This window comes from Streptomyces sp. NPDC001787 (genome assembly GCF_040297465.1).
Classification (GTDB): domain Bacteria; phylum Actinomycetota; class Actinomycetes; order Streptomycetales; family Streptomycetaceae; genus Streptomyces.
Genome location: NZ_JBEOZE010000045.1, coordinates 43,692 through 65,706 on the forward strand (window position 1 = coordinate 43,692; position 22,015 = coordinate 65,706).

Sequence of the window (22,015 nt, forward strand, 5' to 3'; positions counted from 1 at the left end):
CTTCGCCCGGTCAGCGCATCCGACCGGGGGGCGGATCACCGGCGCCCTACCAGGCGGGCGGGCTGGCGAGGGAACGGGCCAGCACGTCGTCCAGGACCCGGGCGGTGGTCTCCACGTCGTAGGTGGAGTTGTCGATGATGGGCAGGCCCGAGCCGTACCAGCCGGCCATCCGGCCGTGGATCCGGGCGACTTCCTCGTCGGACAGGCGCCGGTTGCCGCTACGGGCGGCGTTGCGCTCCAGGACGACCTCCAGCCCGGGGAGCAGGACGACGGGGAGCAGTCCGGGGCCGACATGGCGCTTCCAGCCGCCGAGACCGACGACGGGCCGGTCCGGGAAGACCGCGTCGTCGAGGATGCAGGAGATGCCGTTGGCGAGGAAATTGCGGGCGGCGAAGCCACAGGTGCGGCGGGCGAGGCGGTACTGCGCCTCGGAGTGGTCGTTCCAGCCGGCCTGCGGATCGGCGAAGCCGGAGCAGACCCATTCCCGTACGTCGTCGAGCGAGACATGCGCCGTGGGGACCCGGCGGCGGGTGGCCCAGAGCTTGGCGACGGTGGTCTTCCCGGCGCCCGCGGGGCCGATCAGCAGCACGGCGAGCGTGGCGGCGCCGGTGCCGGGCTCGGCGGGCGGCACGGGCAGCGCCACGGGGCCGCCCGGGGGCAGCTGGACATGACCGGTGGTCTCCCGGGGAACGGGGGACGGCGCGTGCCGCGGCGCGGGAGCGTGCGGTGGGGCGGGGGCGTGCGGTGGGGCGGGGGCGCGCTGCGGGACCGGGCCGGGCACACCGTGCCCCGGGCCGTGGCCGGGCGGCGGAGGTATCGGCGGCGGTCCCGGGGGAACGGGCCGGCCGGGGTGGCCGGGGTGCTGGGCCTGGTGCGTCCATCCGGCAGGTCCGTTTCCGGATCCTTGGGGCGGCGGCAGCGGGGCCCCCACTGCGTGCTGCATCCGGTGCCACTCCGTCTCGTACAGGCAACTGGCGCTGATCGGACGGCCACCGTACCTTCCCGGGCCGTCACTGGGTGAACGGCCCGGGAACGTCCGAAGTGCCCGTCGGACACGCCCGGATGCGAGAGGTGTCAGTCCGTCAGTTCGTCGGCCAGGGCCCGCAGGGCGAGCCGGTAGGAACCGATGCCGAAACCGGCCACCGTCCCGGTGGCCACGGGCGCGACCACCGAGGTGTGGCGGAACTCCTCCCGTGCGTACGGATTCGAGATGTGCACCTCGATCAGCGGGGCGGTGCGCTGGGCCGCCGCGTCCCGCATCCCGTACGAGTAATGGGTGAAGGCACCCGGGTTGAGAACGACCGGAACCGAACCGTCCGCGGCCTCGTGGAGCCAGCGGATCAGTTCGCCCTCGTCGTTCGTCTCCCGGACGTCGACGTCGAAGCCGAGCTCCTTGCCCAGTTCCCGGCAGGTGTCGACGAGTCCGGCGTAGGAGGTGGCCCCGTACACATCGGGTTCGCGGGAGCCGAGCCGGCCGAGGTTGGGGCCGTTGAGCACGAAGACCCTGCGGGTCACGCGGAGACCTCCCCGTAGGCGGCGAGCAGGACGGCCGGGTCCGGGCCCTCCATGACGGTGGGCTTGCCCAGCCCGTCCAGGACGATGAAGCGCAGCAGGTCGCCGCGCGACTTCTTGTCGACCTTCATGTTCTCCAGCAGCCGGGGCCACTGGTCGCCGCGGTAGGTGAGCGGCAGTCCGACCGACTCCAGGACGGTGCGGTGCCGGTCGGCCGTGGCGTCGTCGAGACGGCCGGCGAGGCGGCCCAGTTCGGCGGCGAAGACCAGACCGACCGAGACGGCCGCGCCGTGGCGCCACTTGTAGCGCTCGTTCTTCTCGATCGCGTGGGCCAGGGTGTGGCCGTAGTTGAGGATCTCGCGGAGTCCGGACTCCTTGAGGTCGCTGGAGACGACCTCGGCCTTGACCCGGATGGAGCGCTCGATCAGCTCGGCGGTGTGCGGGCCCGCCGGTGTGCGGGCGCCCTCGGGGTCGGCCTCGACGAGGTCGAGGATGGCCGGGTCGGCGATGAAGCCGGCCTTGATGATCTCGGCCATGCCGGAGACGTAGTCGTTGACCGGCAGCGAGTCGAGCGCGGCGAGGTCGCACAGGACCCCGGCCGGCGGGTGGAACGCGCCGACGAGGTTCTTGCCCTCGGCGGTGTTGATGCCGGTCTTGCCGCCGACGGCCGCGTCCACCATGCCGAGCACGGTGGTGGGCACGGCGATCCAGCGCACCCCGCGCAGCCAGCTGGCGGCGACGAACCCGGCCACATCGGTGGTGGCGCCCCCGCCGACGCCGACGATGACGTCGGTGCGGGTGAAGCCGGTCTGGCCGAGCGCCTTCCAGCAGTAGGCGGCGACCTCGACGGTCTTGGCCTCCTCGGCGTTCGGCAGCTGGATCGCGATGGCCTCGTAGCCCTGGTCCGCGAGGTCCTGTCGGACCGCCTCGCCCGTCTCGGCGAGCGCCTCGGGGTGCAGGACCGCGACGCGCTTGGCGCGGTCGCCGATGAGGTGGGGCAGTTCGCCGAGGAGCTGCCGGCCGACCAGTACCTCGTACGGGTCGGAGCCCGCCGTGCCGGCGACCTGGATGCGGGTGGGGCCCTGCTGCGTCATGCGTGTGTTCTCCACGCCGGAGGGTGCGGACTCCTCGCCCGCGCGCTCCGGCAGTTCCAGTGCGTCGATGATCGCCTGGGCGACCTCTTCGGGAGTGCGTTCGTCGGTGGCGACGACGGTGCTCGCGACCTCTTCGTAGAGGTGGCGGCGGGCGTCCATCAGCTCGCGCCACTGACGGCGCGGGTTGACCGCCAGCAGCGGGCGCGCGGTGTTCAGCCCGACGCGCCTGACCGCCTCGTCCACGTCCATCGAGAGATAGACGACGGCGTGGTCCGCGAGCAGTTCGCGGGTCGTCGCGTCCAGGACGGCGCCGCCGCCGAGGGCGAGGACACCGGCGTGTCCGGCGAGTGCCGTGTGCACGGCCTCCCGCTCCAGCGCGCGGAAGTGCTCCTCGCCCTCGTCGTAGAAGATCTCGGAGACCGGCTTGCCCGCGCCCGCCACGATGTCCGCGTCGGTGTCCCGGTAGGTGGTGCCGAGCCGGCCGGCGAGCAGTTCACCGACGGTGGACTTGCCGACGCCCATCGGGCCGACGAGGACGACCAGTGGGCCGCTCATCGGATCTGCAGGTGGTCGAGGTACGACTGCACATTGCGGTGGGTCTCGGGGACGCTGTCGCCGCCGAACTTCTCCGCGACCGCGTCGGCCAGGACCAGGGCGACCATCGCCTCGGCGACGATCCCGGCGGCCGGAACGGCACAGACATCGGAGCGCTGGTGGTGCGCCTTGGCCGCCTCGCCGGTGACCACATCGATCGTGGCGAGCGCGCGGGGCACGGTCGCGATCGGCTTCATCGCGGCGCGGACCCGCAGCAGCTCACCGGTGGTCAGACCGCCCTCGGTGCCGCCGGAGCGGCCGGAGGCGCGCTTGACGCCGTCCGCGGTGGCCAGGATCTCGTCGTGCGCCTGCGAGCCGGGCACCCGCGCCAGGTCGAAGCCGTCGCCGACCTCGACGCCCTTGATGGCCTGGATGCCCATGAGCGCCGCGGCGAGCCGGGCGTCGAGCCGGCGGTCCCAGTGCACGTGCGAGCCGAGGCCGACGGGGACCCCGTACGCGAGCACCTCGACGACGCCGCCCAGCGTGTCGCCGTCCTTGTGGGCCTGGTCGATCTCGGCGACCATCGCCTTGGACGCGTCGGCGTCCAGGCAGCGCACGGGGTCGGCGTCGAGCTTCTCCACGTCGGAGGGGCGCGGGTAGAGCCCGTAGGGCGCCTTGGCCGCGGCCAGTTCGACGACATGGCTGACGATCTCGATGCCCGCGGTCTCCTTGAGGTACGACCGGGCGACCGCGCCGAGCGCGACCCGGGCCGCGGTCTCCCGGGCACTGGCGCGCTCAAGGACCGGCCGGGCCTCGTCGAAGCCGTACTTCTGCATCCCGGCGAGGTCCGCGTGGCCGGGGCGGGGACGGGTCAGCGGGGCGTTGCGGGCCAGCGCGGCCAGCTCGTCGGGGTCGACCGGGTCGGCCGACATGACCTGCTCCCACTTGGGCCACTCGGTGTTGCCGACCATCACGGCGACCGGGGAGCCCATGGTGAGCCCGTGCCGGACCCCGCCGAGGAAGGTGACCTCGTCCTTCTCGAACTTCATCCGCGCGCCGCGGCCGTAGCCCAGGCGCCTGCGGGCGAGCGCGTCCGCCACCATCTCCGTGGTGATCGGCACACCGGCGGGAAGACCCTCCAGCGTCGCCACCAGTGCGGGGCCGTGCGACTCCCCTGCGGTCAGCCAGCGCAACCTGCTCAACGGTGCTCCTCATGCTCGCGCCCTGAAACTGCGGCGGCGCGACCGGGTGCGCGGCCCTGGCCCGCCGCCCCCGATCCTCCCACGACCGGGGCGGCGAACCGGCCGCCGGTCCAGCAGACGGACGTTCCGGCCACCCCGCGGGGAGCCTGCGCGCAGCCCGCCGGGTTCCCGGCGGGGCCCGGTCAGCGGGCCGCGAGCGCCGCTTCCCCGGCACTCCGCATGGCGGCGAGCGGCGCCGGAACGCGGCCGGTCATCTGCTCGACCTGGAGCACCGCCTGGTGGACCAGAAGGTCCAGACCTCCGATGACCGCGCCCGCACGGGCGGTCCACGCGGAGGCGAGAGCGGTCGGCCAGGGCTCGTACAGCACATCGAACAGGGTGCCGGGCGCCTCCGGTACGGCGGTGGCGAGGCCGTCCGTGGTTCCTGCCGGCGTGGTGGCGATGACCAGCGGCTCGCGCAGCGCCCGCGCGCCTTCCGCCCAGTCGGCGATCCTGACGTCGACCCCGAGGCGCTCGCCCCAGGCGCGCATCTCGGCTCCGCGCTCGCGGCTGCGCACGAAGGCGGTGACCGGCCCGGTACAGATCTCGGCGAGCGCGGCGAGGGCGGAGGAGGCGGTGGCTCCGGCACCGAGGACGGCGGCGGAGCCGACCTTCTCGACACCGCGTTCGCGCAGCGCGGCGATCATGCCCGGGATATCGGTGTTGTCGCCGACACGGCGGCCGTCCTCGGTGAACACGACCGTGTTGACCGCCTCGACCGAGGACGCCGTGTCGGTGACCGAGTCCAGCAGGGGGATGACCGCACGCTTGAGCGGCATGGTGAGCGAGAGCCCGGCCCAGGAGGAGTCCAGCCCCTCGACGAACCCGGGCAGCGCCGCCTCGTCGATCTCGAAACGGTCGTAGGACCAGTTCTCCAGGCCGAGTTCGGTGTACGCGGCCCGGTGCAGGGCCGGGGAGAGCGAGTGGGCGATGGGCGAGCCGAGAACGGCTGCCCGGCGGCGCCCGTCAGTCGAGGCCATGCAGTTCCTTGAACTTCTCGTTGAGCTTGTCGTGCTCCGCGGCCGTCTTGGTGAACTGGGTCTTCTTGCCGTCGAGCGAGATGAAGAACATCCACCCGTTGGAGGTGGGACTGAGCGTCGCGCGCAGGGCCTCGCTCCCCGGGTTGCTGATGGGACCGGGCGGCAGACCCTCGTGGTAATAGGTGTTGTAGGGATCCGGATTGGTCCGGATCTCCTTCGACGTAATCTTGATCTTGCTCTGCTTCTTGAGGTAATTGAACGCGGAGTCGAACTCGATCTTTCCGTTCGATACCGTGTTGCCCGGCTCCAGCCGGTTGTAGACGACTTCGGCCATCTTGCGGAAGTCCTCGTGCGTGAGACCCTCCGCCTGGACCATGCTGGCGACAGTGAGCACCTGCCACGGGTCGTCCAGTTTGTACTTCTTCGCGGCGCCTTCGAGGTCGATCTCCTCGTACTCCTCGGTGGCCCGCTTGACCATCCTCTTCAGCGCGTCCTCGGGCTTGGTCCCCTTGGCGACCGGGTAGGCGGCCGGGAAGAGGAAGCCCTCCAGCGGATCCTTGATGTCCGGATCGTCATCGGCCCAGTCCGGCAGCCCGAGACTCTCCGCCTTCGTCTTCGCGACGTCGGCGGTAGAGCCCTCCTTGAGGCCGAGCCGCTGGTCGATCATCTCGTAGACCTTGGCGTTACGGGTGCCCTCGGGGATGACCAGGGCGTTCTGGCTCTTCGGGTCCAGCATCAGCTTCACGGCGCTGTCCGCCGACATCTCCTTCTTCAGGAGATAGACACCTGCCTGAAGAGACTTCCCCTTGGGGTTGCTGTTCTGGGCCGAGACGAAGGCGTCGACGGACTTGACGACACCCTTCTTCTTCAGAATGTTCGCGATGTCGTAGCCGAGGGCGCCCTTGGGGATCTCCACCTCGACCGAGCCGGTGCCACCGCCCGCGAAGTCGGGTGCCTCGCCGAACTGCTTCTGCCAGAAGGAGTAGCCGACGTAGCCCACTCCCCCGAGGCCGCCGATCAGAACGGCGGAGACCACCAGACAGGCACAGCCACTGCGGTTCTTCTTCTTGCCCTTGCCCCGGCGCTCGCTTCCGCCGCGCCCGCCCCGGCCTCCGGCGCGCCGTGATTCGCGGGGGTCGTCGTCGTACGCGTCATCGTCGTCGCCCGAGCCCCGGCCGTCTCGCGAGCCCCGGTCATCACGCGATTCCCGGCCGTCACGGGCGTCGGGCTCGTCCTCGCCGGTGAAGAACGGATGCGTCTCCTCCTGCGGGGCGTCCGGGTCCCAGTCGGGCGACTGCTGCTGCTCGGGGACGGCCTCGCGCCGGCCCGGGGGCTGCGGCGGCGGATAGGCCTCGGGGGTGCCGTAGTAGTCCTGGGACTCGCCGTAGCCACCGGGCTGTTGCTGGTACGGGTCCTGGGGCTGGGCCCCGTACGGCATCGCGGCCTGCTGACCGGTGTCCCAGCCGCCGTTGTACTGCGGCTGCTGGGGCTGCTGGTGCGCCTGGGGCTGGTGCGGCTGCTGCTGGGCGTACGGATCCTGCTGCGCGCCGTACTGCTGGTGCTGCTGGTGCTGCTGATACGGCTGCGGCTGTTCCGGATGCTGCTGGTACGGCTGCTGCGGCTGCTGCTGGGCGTACGGGTCCTGCGGATAGGGCTGCTGCTGGCCGCCGTACTGGCTCTGGCCGTGGGCGGCCTCCTGGCCTCCCCATCCCTGGTCCCCGTACAACGGGTCCTCGGGATGCCACGGTTCGGAGCCGGGGCCCCGGCCATACTCAGTCATCGATCCCCTAGAGCCGCGAGACGACGTTCCGTCTCTTCGCTTCGCTGTGCGGTTTGTTCGAACACCGCCGCATCGCGCGGAACGTTACCGTATCGCGATCAGACAACCACTTCGACGCCCTCGCCAGGAGGATTGCCTGACGCCCGTTCGGACTCCAGAGCGTTCTGAAGGATCACCACAGCGGCAGCCTGGTCGATGACAGACCGGCCCTTCTTGGACTTCACGCCCGAGGCGCGCAGCCCCTGACTCGCCGTCACTGTGGTCATCCTCTCGTCCACGAGCCGCACCGGAACGGGTGCGACCGCACGGGCGAACACCTGGGCGAAGGCCCGGACCTTGGCGGCCGCGGGGCCCTCGCCACCGCCGAGGGAGCGCGGCAGACCGATGATGACCTCGATCGGCTCGTACTCCTCGACGATCTGCCCGAGCCGCCGGTGGGCGGCCGGGACGTCACGTCCCGGCACGGTCTCCACCGGCGTGGCGAGAATCCCGTCGGGGTCGCACGAGGCGACCCCGATCCGGGCGTCCCCGACGTCGACCGCGAGCCGACGCCCACGGCGCATCTGCGTCATTTCGGGCGTCACGCCGTCTCTGTGACGAGGCGTTCGACAGCGGCGACGGCGTCACCGATGGCGTCCGGGTTCGTACCGCCGCCCTGGGCGACGTCCGGCTTGCCGCCGCCACCGCCACCGAGGGTCTTGGCGGCCGTACGGACGAGGTCGCCGGCCTTGAGGCCGCGCTCGCGGGCGGCCTCGTTGGTGGCGATGACCGTCAGCGGGCGGCCGTTGGCGGTGGTGAACAGGGCCACGACGGCGGGACGGCCGCCCTGGATGCGGCCCCGGACGTCCAGGACGAGCTTGCGCAGATCGTCGGCCGACGTGCCGTCCGGCACCTGGCCGGTGACCAGGGCGACGCCGCGTACGTCCTGGGCGGACTCGACGAGCCCGGCGGCGGCCTGGAGGACCTTCTCCGCGCGGAACTTCTCGATCTCCTTCTCGGCGTCCTTCAGCTTGCCGAGCATCGAGGAGATCTTCTCGGGCAGCTCCTCGGCACGGCCCTTGACCAGCTCCTGGAGCTGGGCGACGACCGTGTGCTCCTTGGCGAGGAAGTTGTACGCGTCGACGCCGACGAGGGCCTCGATACGGCGCACGCCGGAGCCGATGGAGGACTCACCGAGCAGCTTAACCAGGCCCAGCTGGGCGGTGTTGTGGACGTGCGTACCGCCGCACAGCTCCTTGGAGAAGTCCCCGATGGTGACGACACGGACCCGCTCGCCGTACTTCTCGCCGAACTCGGCGATGGCGCCCTGCTTCTTGGCCTCGTCGATGGACATGACCTCGGCCTGGACGTCGAGCTCGCGGGAGAGGACCTCGTTGATCCGCTGCTCGACATCGGTCAGGACCGTGCCGGGTACGGCGGCGGGCGAACCGAAGTCGAAGCGGAAGCGGCCCGGCGAGTTCTCCGAACCGGCCTGGGCGGCCGTCGGGCCCAGGGCGTCGCGCAGCGCCTGGTGCGTGAGGTGCGTGGCGCTGTGGGCGCGGGCGATGGCGCGACGGCGGGTGTTGTCGATGGCGGCGTACACGGAGGCGCCCACGGTCACCTCGCCGACCTGGACGACCCCCTTGTGCACATGCACGCCGGGAACCGGCTTCTGGACGTCGCGGACCTCGATGACGGCGCCCGTGTCCAGCCGGATCCGGCCCTGGTCGGCGAGCTGGCCGCCGCCCTCGGCGTAGAAGGGGGTGCGGTCGAGGACGACCTCGACCTCGTCGCCCTCGGTGGCCGCGGGCGAGGGCACACCGTCGACGAGGAGGCCGACGATGGTCGACTCCCCCGCGGTGCTGACGTAGCCGGTGAACTCGGTGGCGCCGGAGTTGTCGGCCACCTCGCGGTAGGCGGACAGGTCGGCGTGACCGGTCTTCTTGGCGCGGGCGTCGGCCTTGGCCTTGTCCCGCTGCTCCTGCATGAGGCGGCGGAACCCGTCCTCGTCCACGGACAGCCCCTGCTCGGCGGCCATCTCCAGGGTGAGGTCGATCGGGAAACCCCAGGTGTCGTGGAGCAGGAACGCCTTGTCGCCGGCCAGCACCCGACCACCGGCGGCCCTGGTCTCGGTGACGGCGGTCTCAAGGATGTTCGTGCCGCCCTTGAGGGCCTTGAGGAAGGCGGCCTCCTCGGCGAGGGCGACCGTCTCGATGCGCTTGCGGTCGGTGATCAGCTCCGGGTACTGGAGCCCCATGGTGTTGATCACGACGTCGACCAGCTCATTGACGACCGAGCCGGAGGCGCCCATCAGCCGCATGTTGCGGATGGCGCGGCGCATGATGCGGCGCAGCACATAGCCGCGGCCCTCGTTGCCGGGGGTGACACCGTCACCGATGAGCATCACGGACGTACGGATGTGGTCGGCGACCACGCGCAGCGAGACGTCGGTGCCCGGCTCGGCCCCGTAGCGCACGCCGGTCAGCTCGGTGGCCCTGTCCATGACCACGCGCAGGGTGTCGGTCTCGTACATGTTCTGTACGCCCTGCAGGATCATGGCGAGGCGTTCGAGGCCGAGACCCGTGTCGATGTTCTTCGACGGCAGGTCGCCGAGGATCGGGAAGTCCTCCTTGCCGTCACCGGCGCCCCGCTCGTACTGCATGAAGACCAGGTTCCAGATCTCCACGTACCGCTCGTCGTTCACGGCCGGGCCGCCCTCGACGCCGAACTCGGGGCCGCGGTCGTAGTTGATCTCGGAGCAGGGGCCGCAGGGACCCGGGACGCCCATCGACCAGAAGTTGTCCTTCTTGCCGAGGCGCTGGATGCGCTCGGCCGGCACACCGATCTTGTCGCGCCAGATCTGCTCGGCCTCGTCGTCGTCCAGATAGACCGTGATCCACAGCCGCTCGGGGTCGAGACCGAAGCCGCCCTCCGCCACGGGGCTCGTCAGAGCCTCCCAGGCGTAGCTGATGGCGCCTTCCTTGAAGTAGTCCCCGAAGGAGAAGTTCCCGCACATCTGGAAGAAGGTGCCGTGCCGGGTGGTCTTGCCGACCTCTTCGATGTCCGGGGTACGGACACACTTCTGCACGCTGGTCACGCGCGGGGCGGGCGGCTTGACCTCGCCGAGGAAGTACGGCTTGAAGGGGACCATGCCCGCGGGGACGAGCAGCAGAGTCGGGTCGTCCGCGATGAGCGACGCCGAAGGGACAACGGCGTGGCCGCGCTCCTCGAAGAAGCTCAGCCAGCGGCGGCGAATTTCAGCCGACTCCATCAGTGGTCCTCATTCCGGTTGTACGAGTTGTAGGGGAGCTTGCGGTAGGTGGGTTCGGCGGACTCGACCGCGTAGTGCCGCCGGACGGGAAGTTCGGGGTCGACCGGTGCCTCCAGGCCCAGGGCGCCGCCCAGTTCGGCTTCGCGCCGGACCATGCCGTCGCGGACGTCGAGGGCGAAGTCCTTGAGCTTGTGGCCGGTCTCGATCGCCTTGTCGGCGGCCTGCGCCGCGAGGCTCTCCGGCGTCAGCTGCTTGAGCTTGCGGTTGACCTTGGTGGTGGCCCAGACACCGGCGGCTGCGCCGGCGGTGAACCAGAACGTACGGCGGAACATCGCAGCGTCAGTCCTTCTGTCCGCGGGAGCTTCGGCCGTTCCGCTTCCTGGCCCGCGCGGACGGCACGGTGCGGCCGACGATCACCGTACGACGGGAGCGTCCGCGCTCCGGTTCCGGCTCCGGCTCGCCGGCCGTCCTGCGGCCGATCGCCTGCCGTACGCCGTAGCCGAACGCGGCGACCTTCACGAGCGGTCCGCCGAAGGTCGACGCGACGGTGGTGGAGAGCGCGGAGGCGTTGGAGGTGACCTCCTGGACGTCCGTCGCGATGGCGTCGACCTTGTCGAGCTGGGTCTGCGCGGAGCGCACGGTCGCGGCGGCGTCGGCGAGCAGCGGGACGGCCTGTTCGGTCACGTCCGCCACGAGTCTCGTGGTCGCCCTGAGCGTCTGGGCCAGCCTCACCAGCACCACGGCGAGGAACGAAACCAGGATCGCCCAGAAGACGGCCACCAGGATCCCGGCCACCTCTCCACCGGACACAGTGCACCGCTCTCTGCTTGTCGCTCGCCCCTGTCGGGACTTGTCTCCGCACCCGACGTCCGGCCGCTGTCAGCGCGGCCAATCGTCGTCCCACGACCCTATCGCGCCGGGCGTCACCACCCGTACCGCATAACAGTGCGGGGCGGGGAGTTGACATGGAGAGATTGTACGGAGTGCTTTCAAGCCAGTACTCTGCGTGTCTTATGCGACGCCTCCAGCGCCACTTCGCCATCTCCGACGAACCCGGGCCCCACCCCGACGCACGCGGGAACCTGCCGGCGGATCTGAACAGATTCGTGGGCCGCGACGCCGAGGTGGCCGAACTGTGCCGGCTCCTGGAGGAATCCAGGATCGTCACCGTCGCGGGGGTGGCCGGGGCCGGGAAGACCCGGTGTGCCACCCGGGTCGCCACTCTGCTGAAGAAACGGTACTGCGACGGTGTCTGGATCGTCGAGCTGTCCGCCATCCACGATCCCGGACTGCTGGAACACGCCCTCGTCGACGCGCTGGGCCTCACCGATCACACCGGCAGACCACCCCGGGCCACCCTCGTCGAGCATCTGGCCCCCCGCCACATACTCCTGGTGATCGACGGCTTCGAGCACCTCATCGACCCCTGTGCCTCACTCGTACGGGAGCTGCTCCGCCGGGCCCCGCGGCTCCAGGTGCTCGCGGCCGGCCGCCGCCCCCTCCAGGTGGACGGTGAACTGACGCTCCCGCTCGCGCCGATGAACGACGAGGACGCGGTGGAGCTGTTCACGGAACGGGCCCGCGCCGTGCGGCCCGGATTCCGGCCGACGGACGGGGAGGCGGCGGCGGCACGGGAGCTCTGCCGCCGGCTCGACGGGATTCCGCTCGCCCTGGAGCTGGCCGCCGGGCGGCTGCGGGCACTCTCCGTCGGCCAGGTACTGGTGCGCCTGGACGACCGGTTCCGGCTGCTGACCGGCGGCAGCCGCTGCGCGCCGGCCCGCCACCAGACGCTGCGCACGGCCATCGGCTGGAGCCATGAGCTGTGCGCCCCCGAGCAACGGCTGCTGTGGGCCCGGCTCTCGGTGTTCGCCGGAGAGTTCGACCTGGAGGCCGCCGAGTACATCTGCGGCGGTCCCGACCTGCCCGCCGACTCGGTGCTGGACGTACTGGACGAGCTGATCGCGCAGTCGGTGGTCCTGCGGGAGGACTCCCCGGCGGGCACCCGCTACCGGCTGCTGGACACGGTGCGCGAGTACGGCGCGGAATGGCTGGAGGCCACCGGTGACACCCGGCGGCTGCGGCGCAGGCACCGGGACTGGTTCCTGGGCCTGGCGACCTGGTGCGAGCTGGACTGGTTCAGTCCCCGGCAGGCCGAGGTGGCGGTCCGTATCGACAGTGAGCTGCCCAACCTCCGCCGGGCCATGGAGTTTTCGATGGAGAGTCCGCAGGAGATCCATCTGGCCCAGTACCTGGTGGGCACGCTCTGGTTCTACTGGGTGGGCTGCGGCAGGATCTCGGAGGGCCGGCACTGGCTGGATCATGTGCTGGAGAGCGGGGCACCGCATGATCCCTCCCGGCTCAAGGCGCTGTGGGTCCTGGGCCATGTGGCGGTTCTCCAGGGCGACGCGATCGGCGCGGTCTCGGCGCTGCACGAGTGCCGGGAGGAGGCCGAGCGGAGCGGCGATGCCACGGCCATGGCCTACGCGGTGCACCGGACCGGCTGTCTGGCGATCGTCACGGACGACATGCCGCGCGCCGAGGAACTGCTGCGCGACGCGCTCGGCAGGTACCGGGAGATCGGTGAGCTGAACAGCAATGTGCTGATGGCCCAGGTCGAACTGGCCATGGCGGTGGCCTTTCGCGGCGATCTGGACGAGGCGGCCGCGATCTGCGACGAGGTCAGGGAGATCTGCGAGGACCACGGGGAGCGGTGGGCCCTGGCCTACGCGCTGTACGTCCTGGCCTACGCGGCGCTGCGCCGGGGCGAGACGGGCCCGGCCCGGCGGATGCTCGGGGAGTCCCTGTCCATCGGCCATACCTTCAACGATCTGCTGGGCACGGTCCTCTCCCTGGAGCTGCTGGCCCTGGTCACCGCGGTCGAGGGCAACCCCGCGGAGGCCGCCGTGCTGCAGGGGGCGGCGGAGCGTATCTGGCCGTCGGTGGGACTGCCGCTGTTCGGCTCGGTCCACTACGGCCGGCCGCAGGCGGAGTGCGAGGAGCTCGCGCGCCGGGAACTCGGGGACACCGCGTACACGGCGGGGCTGCGCACCGGGGGCCGGCTGGATCCGGACGCGGCGGTGGCACGGGCGCTGACCGGCGGGCCCCCGGAGGGGGCGGGCACGCACGGGCTGACCGCCGTACCGGCGCCCGGGGAAACGCGAAGGCCCGCCGCCTCCCGTACAACAAGGAGGGGCGGGCCGGAGCGCTGGTGAGAGCGGCTACGCCTGGATCAGCGGGCGTAGTACTCGACGACGAGCTGCTCGTCGCAGATCACCGGGATCTCCTTGCGGTTCGGGTCCCGGTCCAGGCGGAAGGCCAGGGCCTTCAGGTTCACCTGGAGGTAGCGCGGGGTCTCACCGTCGGTGTCGTAACCACCCTCGCGGGCCACCTGGAAGGGGACCTTGGAGCGGCTGCGCTCGCGGACCTGGACGACGTCGTCGGGGCGGACGCGGAACGACGGCTTGTCGACCTTGCCACCGTTGACCTCGATGTGACCGTGGACGACCATCTGACGGGCCTGGTAGATGGTGCGGGCGATGCCCGAACGCAGGACCAGGGCGTCGAGGCGGCGCTCGAGCTCGACGACCAGCGCCTCGCCCGTCTTGCCTTCGGCCTTCTTGGCACGGTCGTAGGCGCGCGCCATCTGGCGCTCGCTGATGTCGTACTGCGCACGCAGGCGCTGCTTCTCCAGCAGACGGACCTTGTAGTCCGAGTTCTGCTTGCGGCCACGGCCGTGCTCGCCCGGCGGGTACGGACGCGCTTCGAAGTACTTGACAGCCTTGGGCGTCAGAGCGATGCCGAGGGCACGCGACTTCTTGACCTTGGGACGCGACTGGTTAGGCACGTTCTCCAGACCTCCGTTGTAGGTTAGGTTAGGCTTACCTTACTCAAGGAGATCGCATGTCTCGCCCTGGGAACACCACTCACGTCACGGACAGCACAGACAGCGGCAGCGCGCACAAAGGCGCTGCTACGACGGAAGGCCGATCTGATCGTGGTCAGCCGCGTCCCAGCGGGCTTGAAAACACTCGGATGCCGTCAGCAGCCGAGCGCACACGAACTCTCGTACAGAGTACCTGCTCCGCCGTACTGGTCGTACCCGGGCTCGATGTGGCCCGCCCCGAGCAGCTCGTCCCCGGCACCCGGAGCGTAGGGCCCGAGGGCGATCTGTTCCTCGAATTCCCCGCGGATTCCCCCGCCGTGCGGGCCGCGGCCCACGCCCGGGGCGACGAGCTGACCGCGGTGCTGGAGATCACGGATGTCGCCCCGGTCTCCGTCCCGCACCGCATTCGCGGCCGGGCCTGGGTGTCCGGCCGGCTCACGTGCGTACCCGGTCTCGCCGGCGCCGGCGAGATGATGCTGCGGCTGGAGTTCGGGGAGGCGTACGTCGACGACCTCTGGGGGGCCGAGGACATCGAGCAGGAGGACTTCCGGGACGCGGCGCCCGACCCGCTCGTCGTCCACGAGGCGGAACTTCTCCAGCACCTGCACGCGGCCCACGGCGAACAGCTGCGGACGCTGTGCGGACTGCTCGGCGAGCACACCGCCCGCGCCTTCTCCGCCCCCGGGCCCACCGCCGTGCCGGTCGCCCTGGACCGCTTCGGGCTGCGGATCCGCTTCGTCGAGGGCCGCGGCGCGTGCTTCGACGCCCGCTTCGAGTTCCCCGAGCCGGTGCGGGACGTCGGCGGACTGCGCCGCGCGATGCACACGCTCTTCGAGGCGGCGTCCCGCTAGGCCGTGGCCTGGGGGCCGTCCGTCCCGGCCTCGGGTCCGCCGCGCCCGAGGCGCTCGCGGACCCGGTCCGCCACGTCCGCGTACCGCGCCTCGGCGCCGTAGCGCGTGGGGGTGTAGTAACGCCTGTCACGGACCGCGTCCGGGGCGTACTGCTGGGCGGCGATGCCTCCGGGGACGTCGTGCGGGTAGATGTACCCCTGGGCGTGGCCGAGCTTGGCCGCGCCCTTGTAGTGGCCGTCGCGCAGATGGGCCGGGACGGGGCCGGCGAGGCCCTTGCGCACATCCTCCTGCGCGGCGGAGATCGCCAGGGTCGCCGCATTGGACTTGGGGGCCAGAGCCAGCGCGATCGTGGCATGGCTGAGGGTCAGCGCCGCCTCCGGGAAGCCGATCATCGCCACGGCCTGTGCCGCGGCCACCGCCGTCGGCAGGGCCATCGGGTCGGCGAGCCCGATGTCCTCGCTGGCGGAGATCATCAGCCGCCGGGCGATGAACCGGGGGTCCTCCCCCGCCTCGATCATCCGCGCCAGATAGTGCAGCGCGGCGTCCACGTCGGAGCCGCGGATGGACTTGATGAGGGCACTGGCCACGTCGTAGTGCTGGTCGCCGTCCCGGTCGTACTTCACGGCGGCGCGGTCGACGGTCTCCTCGACCGTCCGCAGGCTGATCTCCGGCTCGTGTGTGGCGAGCGCCGCACCGGCCGCGGCCTCCAGCGCGGTGAGCGCCCGGCGGGCGTCGCCGCCCGCGATGCGCAGCAGATGCGCCTCGGCGTCCTCCGGGAGCGTCAGCGCGCCGCCGAGGCCGCGCTCGTCGCCCAGGGCCCGGCGCAGCAGGGCGCGCAGGTCCTCGTCGGTCAGCGGCTCCAGGGTGAGCAGCAGGGAGCGCGAGAGCAGCGGGGAGATGATCGAGAAATACGGATTCTCGGTGGTGGCGGCGATGAGGGTCACCCAGCGGTTCTCCACGGCGGGGAGCAGGGAGTCCTGCTGGGCCTTGGAGAAGCGGTGGATCTCGTCGAGGAAGAGGACGGTCTCCTTGCCGAAGCCGCCGGTGGCGCGGCGCGCGCCGTCGATGACGGCCCGGACCTCCTTGACCCCGGCGGTGATCGCGGAGAGCTCGACGAAGCGCTTGTTGGTGGCCTTGCTGACCACGTACGCCAGTGTCGTCTTGCCGGTGCCGGGCGGACCCCAGAGGATCACCGAGGACGGCCCGGCGGGGCCACCGCTCCCCTCGCCGACGAGGCGGCGCAGCGGGGAGCCCGGTTTGAGCAGATGCTGCTGGCCGACGACCTCGTCGAGGACACGGGGACGCATCCGGACAGCGAGGGGGCTGCTGGACGGGTCCTTCTCCTGGCGGTCTTCGGCTGCTGCGGTAAAGAGGTCGGGCTCCACGTTTTGAAGCCTATGTCACCGCACTGACAGCGCCGCCGGGCCGTCGCCCGCCCCGCCCGCGCCATCAGTGCGCCGACGGTGCCGCTCAGCTGGTCCAGAAGTCCCACCAGCGGGTCAGGATCAGCATGCCGATGATGCCGATCCAGAGCACCGGCGGCACCCAGTGGAATTCCGTCAGCCCGTTCCGCAGCCAGGCGGGGGCGGGGAGGATCCGGTTCTTGATGTTGTGCGTGGTGACGTAGCAGAACATGAAGATCGTGGCGACCCAGGCCAGGCAGCACCACAGGCAGAGCGAGTTGATGTTGTAGAGCGACTGGTACTGGAGCCAGGTGCAGAAGCCGACACCGAACAGCGTCCCGGCGTTGAGGCCCAGCCAGAACCAGCCGCGGAAGCGTGCTCCGGCGAGCAGTCCCACGCCGATGCAGATCACCATGGCGTAGGTGACGAGCCCGAGCATCGGGTTGGGGAAGCCGAAGGCGGCGGCCTGCTCGCTCTTCATGATGTTCCCGCACGCGACCACCGGGTTGAGGCTGCAGCCGGGCGTGAAGCCGGGGTCTTCGAGCAGCTTGAACTTGTCGATCGTGATGACCCACGCGGCGAGCAGTCCGGCCGCTCCGGTGATCACCAGCAGCAGTGCGAACGCGCGCGTGCCGCCGATGGTCCTCTTCCCGCCGTCCTCTTCCTGGTGCGAGGAGGGATGATCTACCGCTGCAGTCGTCATATCGCCGTTCCATCAGTGGGTAACCAGCCGGGCACGGTCATTGTGCCGCACCACCGCACAGGTCAACCGTTCGATGGACATAAAGGTGTTCGCACGGAAGGCACCGGACCGCCGGAGGTCCCCGCCTCCGCCGGACACCCGTCGGTCCGGCGGACTTGGCGGCGGACGCCGATCACCTGCGGCGTCGTGATATCGACGCCACTCCACCGTATGAAATCGCGCGCACCGAGTTGACGACAGGAAGGACGCAGTTGACCCGGTGCCACGCGGCCACCGGGCACTGAAGCGGTGTGCCCCGGGTCAACAGCCCCCGGGGCACACGGTGTTCGGCTACCGGTCGAGACGGGCGCGGACCGCCTCGACGACCTCGGGCAGCGGTACGGCGGTCTGCTCACCGGACTCCATGTCCTTGAGCTGCACGACGCCCTCCGCCAGGTCGCGTTCGCCCGCGACGACCGTGAGGCGGGCCCCCGAGCGGTTCGCGCTCTTCATCGCGCCCTTCAGGCCCCGGCCGCCGAACGCGAAGTCGGCGGCGATACCGCCCCTGCGCAGTTCGGTGACGACACCGAACAGGGTCCGGCGGGCCTCCTCGCCGAGCGGGACGGCGTACACGCTGGTGGTGGCGGGGATGTCCAGCTCGATTCCCTCCGCCTCCAGCGCCAGCACCGTACGGTCCACGCCGAGCGCCCAGCCGACGGACGGGAGCGCGGGGCCGCCGATCATCTCGGACAGGCCGTCGTAGCGGCCACCGCCGCCGACCGCGGACTGCGAGCCCAGGCCGTCGTGGACGAACTCGAAGGTGGTGCGGGTGTAGTAGTCGAGCCCGCGGACGAGCTTCTCGTCGTCCTCGTACACGACCGAGGCGGCGTTCAGCAGTTCGCGCACCTCCTCGTGGTACGCCTTGCAGGCGTCGCACAGGTAGTCGCGCAGCTTGGGGGCGCCCACGAGCTGCTTCTGCACCTCGGCCCGCTTGTCGTCCAGGACGCGCAGCGGGTTGATCTCGATGCGGCGGCGGGTCTCCTCGTCGAGGTCGAGGTCGCGCAGGAAGCCCTGGAGCGCCTCGCGGTAGACGGGGCGGCACTCCTTGTCGCCGAGCGAGTTCAGCAGGATCCGGAACTCGCGCAGACCCAGCGAGCGGTACGCCTGGTCGGCGAGGATGATCAGCTCGGCGTCCAGGACCGGGTCCTCGGCGCCGATGGCCTCGGCACCGACCTGCGAGAAGTGGCGGTAGCGGCCCTTCTGCGGGCGCTCGTAGCGGTAGTACGAGCCGGAGTACCAGAGCTTGACCGGGAGGTTGCCGGCCTTGTGGAGGTTGGCCTCCAGCGCCGCGCGGAGCACCGACGCGGTGCCCTCCGGGCGCAGTGCCAGCTCGGAGCCGCCCTTGGTGGTGAGGGTGTACATCTCCTTGGTGACGATGTCGGTGGACTCGCCGACGCCGCGGGCGAAGAGGTTCACGTCCTCGAAGCCGGGGGTCTCGATGTAGCCGTAGCCGGAGTTGCGCAGGGGCGCGGAGATGGCCTCCCGCACCGCGAGGTACTTCGCGGAGTCCGGCGGGGTCAGGTCGTACGTGCCCTTGGGGGCCTGAAAGGTGCTCACGGAAAGTCTCTCGTCACATTCCTCGTCGCGGCGCGTCCATGCCGTGCAGATACGGATTGGAGGCGCGCTCGCGGCCGATGGTCGTCTGGGGGCCGTGGCCGGACAGCACCACGGTCGAGTCGTCGAGCGGCAGGCACACGCGGGCCAGCGACTCGAGCAGCTCGGCGTGGTCGCCGCCGGGCAGATCGGTGCGTCCGACGGAGCCGGCGAAGAGCAGGTCGCCCGAGAAGAGGACCGGCGGTACGTCCGCGGCCTCGGGCATCCTGAACGTCACCGACCCCTTCGTATGGCCGGGCGCATGCGAGACACCGAGCTCCAGACCGGCCAGCCTCAGCAGCGCGCCATCGGTGAGCTCCTTGACGTCGTCCGGCTCCCCCACGGTCAGCTCGCCCATGAGGGGCATCCCGATGGAACGGCCGAGGGCCTTCTCCGGGTCGCTCATCATGTACCGGTCCTCCGGGTGGATCCAGGCGGGGACGTCATGGGCGCCGCACACCGGGACGACCGAGGCGACATGGTCGATGTGTCCATGGGTGAGCACGACGGCGACGGGCTTGAGCCGATGCTTCTTGAGCGCGTCCTCGACGCCCTGGGCGGCCTGATGGCCCGGGTCGATGATCACGCACTCCTCGCCTGCGGCGGGGGCGACCAGGTAGCAATTGGTCCCCCAGGCCCCGGCGGGGAACCCGGCAATGAGCACGATCGTCCTTAATGTTCGTCCGGCGGAAGCGGCCGCAGCGAAGGATGCGGCGGATCAGAGCCTACCGGCGCTCCTCAATACACAGCTAACCCATATACCGTACGGGGCAGCCCAGGCCCGATGACACGACGTACAAGGAGATCAACCGGTGGTCAGCAGCGATCAGCGGCGGCGGCAGCTCGCCCGGGAGAAGTACGAGCGGCAGCAGCAGCGCCGGGAGGAAGCCCGCCGCAGGACGAGGCGTGTCACGGTGATCACCGCGTCCGCGGTGGCCGTGGCCGCGGTGGTCGGCGTGGGCGCGTACGTCGCGGCGGACAGCGGTGACGGCAAGGACGGCAAGAACGACACCGCCGCGAGCCAGAGCCCGTCCGCCTCGCCCTCCGCGAGCGAGAGCGAGGCCCCCGAGCCCGCGATGAAGATCGACAAAAAGGCGAAGTACACGATGTCGCTCAGGACGAGCCAGGGCGACATCGCGTTCACGATGGACGCGGCCAAGACCCCGCACACCGCGAACTCGTTCAAGTCGCTCGCCGACAAGGGGTACTTCGACGGTACGAAGTGTCACCGGCTGACCACACAGGGCATCTACGTCCTTCAGTGCGGCGACCCCAAGGGCGACGGCACCGGCGGTCCCGGTTACACGCTCCCGGACGAGAACCTGACCGCGCTCGGCAAGGCCGGCACCGACGGGACGGTGACGTTCCCCGCGGGCACGGTGGCGATGGCCAACACGGGCCAGCCGCACACGGGTGGCAGCCAGTTCTTCCTGGTCTACAAGGAGACCAAGCTGCCGCCCACCTACACCCCGTTCGGGACCATCGACGAAGCCGGTCTGAAGGCCGTCCAGAAGGTCGGCGAGGCCGGTGTCGAGGGCGGTGCGGGTGACGGTGCGCCGAAGAAGGCCGTGAACATCGAGAAGGCGTCCGTCGCCAAGGACTGACCGGCTGGGCGGCCGGGCTCCCCCGGCCGCCGCCGGGGCGGCCCCGGAGCACCGGAGAATTTCGGCCGCGCTGAGTGCGGACAGCCGGGCGGCCGGTCGCCTAGATTGGCGTTGTGCAGGGCGGGCGATGCCCGCCCCAGGAAACTGTGGACGATGCCCGGGGGGCGAACCCCCTCGCAGGCATCAGGTGGAGGAGGCGCTGTGAGCAGCGACCCGTGGGGCCGCGTCGATGAGACCGGCACCGTGTACGTGCGTACAGCCGATGGCGAGCAGGTCGTCGGATCGTGGCAGGCCGGTTCCCCCGAGGAGGCTCTGGCCTACTTCGAGCGCAAGTACGACGGCATTGTGGTCGAGATCGGCCTCCTCGAACGGCGGGTGAAGACCACCGACCTTTCGGCCAAGGACGCGACGACCGCGATCGAGCATCTGCGGCAGCAGGTCGACGAGCACCACGCCGTCGGCGATCTCGACGCGCTCCGCAAGCGGCTGGACGCACTCGTGGCGACGGTCGACTCGCGGCGCGAGGAGCGCAAGGTCCAGAAGGCGAAGCAGACCGACGAGGCCAAGCAGGCCAAGGAGGCGCTCGTCGCCGAGGCCGAGGAGCTGGCGCAGAGCGAGCAGTGGCGGTCCGCCGGCGAGCGGCTGCGGGCACTGGTGGACACCTGGAAGGGACTTCCCCGGCTGGACCGCAAGTCGGACGACGAGCTGTGGCACCGCTTCTCGCATGCCCGGTCGGCCTTCTCCAAGCGCCGCAAGGCCCACTTCGCCTCGCTGGACGCCCAGCGCGAGGAGGCCCGCAAGGCCAAGGAGAAGCTGGTCACCGAGGCCGAGTCGCTGTCGGGTTCCAAGGACTGGGTGACCACGGCCGCCCGTTACCGCGACCTGATGACCGAGTGGAAGGCCGCGGGCCGTGCGCAGCGCGAGTCCGAGGACGAGCTGTGGAACCGCTTCCGGGGCGCGCAGGACGTCTTCTTCGCCGCCCGCAGCGAGGTGTTCGCCGAGCGGGACGCGGAGCAGGGCGAGAACCTCAAGCTCAAGGAGGAGCTCGCGGCCGAGGCCGAGAAGCTGGTGCCGGTGAAGGACCTGAAGGCGGCCAGGGCCGCTTTCCGTGCCGTCAACGAGCGCTGGGAGGCCATCGGCCATGTGCCGCGTGACGCCCGCCCGAAGGTCGAGGGCCGGATGCACGCGGTGGAGCGGGCGCTCCAGGAGGCGGAGGAGTCCGAGTGGCGCCGGACGAACCCGGAGGCGCGGGCCCGCGCCGCGGGTCTCACCGGCCAGCTCCAGGATGCCGTGGACAAGCTCCGCACGCAGATCGACACCGCGCGTGCGGCGGGCAACAACGCCCGTGCGGACAAGCTGTCCAAGGAGCTCGAAGGCCGCCAGGCGCTGCTGGACCAGGCGCTGAAGGGGCTGGAGGAGTTCGGCGGCTAGACCGGGACCTACCGGACCGGACATACGGAGAGGGGGGGCGGGCGCAGTAGGTGAAAAGGGACCCCCCACCCGACTAAAGCGCCTAGCAGCCCGGCGCCGAGAGCCACCCCAGCCGCA

At 70.9% G+C, this 22,015-nt stretch carries 19 protein-coding genes; 4 read left to right on the forward strand and 15 right to left on the reverse strand.

What is annotated here, in order from left to right; all coding sequences use genetic code 11:
• Positions 1–46: 46 nt before the first annotated feature.
• From ABT170_RS37455 to ABT170_RS37500, 10 genes are all read right to left on the reverse strand, one after another.
• Positions 47–943 carry a Pro-rich N-terminal domain-containing protein gene (locus tag ABT170_RS37455; RefSeq protein WP_351875140.1) on the reverse strand — a complete coding sequence of 299 codons (897 nt, stop codon included), beginning with the start codon at positions 941–943 and terminating at the stop codon, positions 47–49.
• A 131-nt stretch (positions 944–1,074) separates the two neighbouring features.
• The gene (aroQ, locus tag ABT170_RS37460) at positions 1,075–1,515 is read right to left on the reverse strand and encodes a type II 3-dehydroquinate dehydratase (protein WP_266929205.1); all 441 of its coding nucleotides are present in this window, start codon (positions 1,513–1,515) and stop codon (positions 1,075–1,077) included.
• The gene (gene aroB, locus ABT170_RS37465; protein WP_329941730.1) at positions 1,512–3,161 is read right to left on the reverse strand and encodes a 3-dehydroquinate synthase; all 1,650 of its coding nucleotides are present in this window, start codon (positions 3,159–3,161) and stop codon (positions 1,512–1,514) included. The genes aroQ and aroB overlap by 4 nt, the downstream gene beginning before the upstream one ends.
• Entirely contained in the window at positions 3,158–4,342 is a 1,185-nt protein-coding gene (gene aroC, locus ABT170_RS37470; protein ID WP_329941731.1) for a chorismate synthase, read from the reverse strand. The genes aroB and aroC overlap by 4 nt, the downstream gene beginning before the upstream one ends.
• Before the next feature lie 182 nt (positions 4,343–4,524).
• The gene (locus ABT170_RS37475) at positions 4,525–5,361 is read right to left on the reverse strand and encodes a shikimate dehydrogenase (protein ID WP_329941732.1); all 837 of its coding nucleotides are present in this window, start codon (positions 5,359–5,361) and stop codon (positions 4,525–4,527) included.
• Positions 5,348–7,141 (reverse strand): endolytic transglycosylase MltG, encoded by a 1,794-nt coding sequence (gene mltG / locus ABT170_RS37480; RefSeq protein ID WP_329941733.1) that lies wholly within the window; start codon positions 7,139–7,141, stop codon positions 5,348–5,350. The genes ABT170_RS37475 and mltG overlap by 14 nt, the downstream gene beginning before the upstream one ends.
• A gap of 98 nt (positions 7,142–7,239) precedes the next feature.
• Positions 7,240–7,713: a Holliday junction resolvase RuvX gene (gene ruvX, locus ABT170_RS37485; RefSeq protein WP_329941771.1), complete on the reverse strand. Its 474-nt coding sequence runs from the start codon at positions 7,711–7,713 to the stop codon at positions 7,240–7,242.
• A gap of 8 nt (positions 7,714–7,721) precedes the next feature.
• A complete protein-coding gene (gene alaS / locus ABT170_RS37490) occupies positions 7,722–10,391 on the reverse strand; it encodes an alanine--tRNA ligase (RefSeq protein WP_329941734.1) in 2,670 nt (889 codons plus the stop codon).
• On the reverse strand, positions 10,391–10,723 hold the full coding sequence (locus ABT170_RS37495) for a DUF6167 family protein (protein ID WP_329941735.1): 333 nt from the start codon (positions 10,721–10,723) through the stop codon (positions 10,391–10,393). The genes alaS and ABT170_RS37495 overlap by 1 nt, the downstream gene beginning before the upstream one ends.
• A 7-nt stretch (positions 10,724–10,730) precedes the next feature.
• Positions 10,731–11,186 (reverse strand): DUF948 domain-containing protein, encoded by a 456-nt coding sequence (locus tag ABT170_RS37500; RefSeq protein WP_266929212.1) that lies wholly within the window; start codon positions 11,184–11,186, stop codon positions 10,731–10,733.
• Positions 11,187–11,404: 218 nt separating this feature from the next.
• Here ABT170_RS37500 and ABT170_RS37505 point away from each other — a divergent pair, with 218 nt between their 5' ends.
• Complete coding sequence (locus tag ABT170_RS37505) at positions 11,405–13,603, forward strand: ATP-binding protein (RefSeq protein WP_351875147.1); 2,199 nt, start codon at positions 11,405–11,407, stop codon at positions 13,601–13,603.
• Positions 13,604–13,620: 17 nt separating this feature from the next.
• Here the strand turns inward: ABT170_RS37505 and rpsD are convergent, their stop codons facing one another.
• Complete coding sequence (gene rpsD / locus ABT170_RS37510; protein ID WP_018524225.1) at positions 13,621–14,235, reverse strand: 30S ribosomal protein S4; 615 nt, start codon at positions 14,233–14,235, stop codon at positions 13,621–13,623.
• Between the two features lie 188 nt (positions 14,236–14,423).
• Here rpsD and ABT170_RS37515 point away from each other — a divergent pair, with 188 nt between their 5' ends.
• Positions 14,424–15,125: a DUF2470 domain-containing protein gene (locus tag ABT170_RS37515; RefSeq protein WP_351875152.1), complete on the forward strand. Its 702-nt coding sequence runs from the start codon at positions 14,424–14,426 to the stop codon at positions 15,123–15,125.
• Here the strand turns inward: ABT170_RS37515 and ABT170_RS37520 are convergent.
• From ABT170_RS37520 to ABT170_RS37535, 4 genes are all read right to left on the reverse strand, one after another.
• Positions 15,122–16,510 carry a replication-associated recombination protein A gene (locus ABT170_RS37520; RefSeq protein WP_351875155.1) on the reverse strand — a complete coding sequence of 463 codons (1,389 nt, stop codon included), beginning with the start codon at positions 16,508–16,510 and terminating at the stop codon, positions 15,122–15,124. The genes ABT170_RS37515 and ABT170_RS37520 overlap by 4 nt on opposite strands.
• A gap of 85 nt (positions 16,511–16,595) precedes the next feature.
• Positions 16,596–17,231, reverse strand: a complete 636-nt coding sequence (locus ABT170_RS37525) for a vitamin K epoxide reductase family protein (protein WP_329941739.1) — start codon at positions 17,229–17,231, stop codon at positions 16,596–16,598.
• Positions 17,232–17,561: 330 nt separating this feature from the next.
• Positions 17,562–18,827, reverse strand: coding sequence for a histidine--tRNA ligase (gene hisS / locus ABT170_RS37530; RefSeq protein WP_351875158.1), 1,266 nt, complete (start codon positions 18,825–18,827; stop codon positions 17,562–17,564).
• A 13-nt stretch (positions 18,828–18,840) separates the two neighbouring features.
• Positions 18,841–19,527 (reverse strand): MBL fold metallo-hydrolase, encoded by a 687-nt coding sequence (locus tag ABT170_RS37535; RefSeq protein WP_266929218.1) that lies wholly within the window; start codon positions 19,525–19,527, stop codon positions 18,841–18,843.
• A 148-nt stretch (positions 19,528–19,675) separates the two neighbouring features.
• On the opposite strand from ABT170_RS37535, the gene ABT170_RS37540 reads away from it, so the two are divergent.
• Complete coding sequence (locus tag ABT170_RS37540; protein ID WP_351875161.1) at positions 19,676–20,467, forward strand: peptidylprolyl isomerase; 792 nt, start codon at positions 19,676–19,678, stop codon at positions 20,465–20,467.
• Positions 20,468–20,668: 201 nt separating this feature from the next.
• Complete coding sequence (locus tag ABT170_RS37545) at positions 20,669–21,898, forward strand: DUF349 domain-containing protein (protein WP_329941742.1); 1,230 nt, start codon at positions 20,669–20,671, stop codon at positions 21,896–21,898.
• Positions 21,899–22,015 lie beyond the last annotated feature (117 nt).

Excerpts from the sequence above, each read along its gene's own strand:
- alaS (WP_329941734.1), bottom strand. The coding sequence starts at position 10,391 with ATGGAGTCGGCTGAAATTCGCCGCCGCTGGCTGAGCTTCTTCGAGGAG.
- ABT170_RS37525 (WP_329941739.1), bottom strand. The coding sequence starts at position 17,231 with ATGACGACTGCAGCGGTAGATCATCCCTCCTCGCACCAGGAAGAGGAC.
- ABT170_RS37495 (WP_329941735.1), bottom strand. The coding sequence starts at position 10,723 with ATGTTCCGCCGTACGTTCTGGTTCACCGCCGGCGCAGCCGCCGGTGTC.
- ABT170_RS37455 (WP_351875140.1), bottom strand. The coding sequence starts at position 943 with ATGCAGCACGCAGTGGGGGCCCCGCTGCCGCCGCCCCAAGGATCCGGA.
- mltG (WP_329941733.1), bottom strand. The coding sequence starts at position 7,141 with ATGACTGAGTATGGCCGGGGCCCCGGCTCCGAACCGTGGCATCCCGAG.
- ABT170_RS37475 (WP_329941732.1), bottom strand. The coding sequence starts at position 5,361 with ATGGCCTCGACTGACGGGCGCCGCCGGGCAGCCGTTCTCGGCTCGCCC.
- aroB (WP_329941730.1), bottom strand. The coding sequence starts at position 3,161 with ATGAGCGGCCCACTGGTCGTCCTCGTCGGCCCGATGGGCGTCGGCAAG.
- ABT170_RS37515 (WP_351875152.1), top strand. The coding sequence starts at position 14,424 with ATGCCGTCAGCAGCCGAGCGCACACGAACTCTCGTACAGAGTACCTGC.
- ABT170_RS37505 (WP_351875147.1), top strand. The coding sequence starts at position 11,405 with ATGCGACGCCTCCAGCGCCACTTCGCCATCTCCGACGAACCCGGGCCC.
- ruvX (WP_329941771.1), bottom strand. The coding sequence starts at position 7,713 with ATGACGCAGATGCGCCGTGGGCGTCGGCTCGCGGTCGACGTCGGGGAC.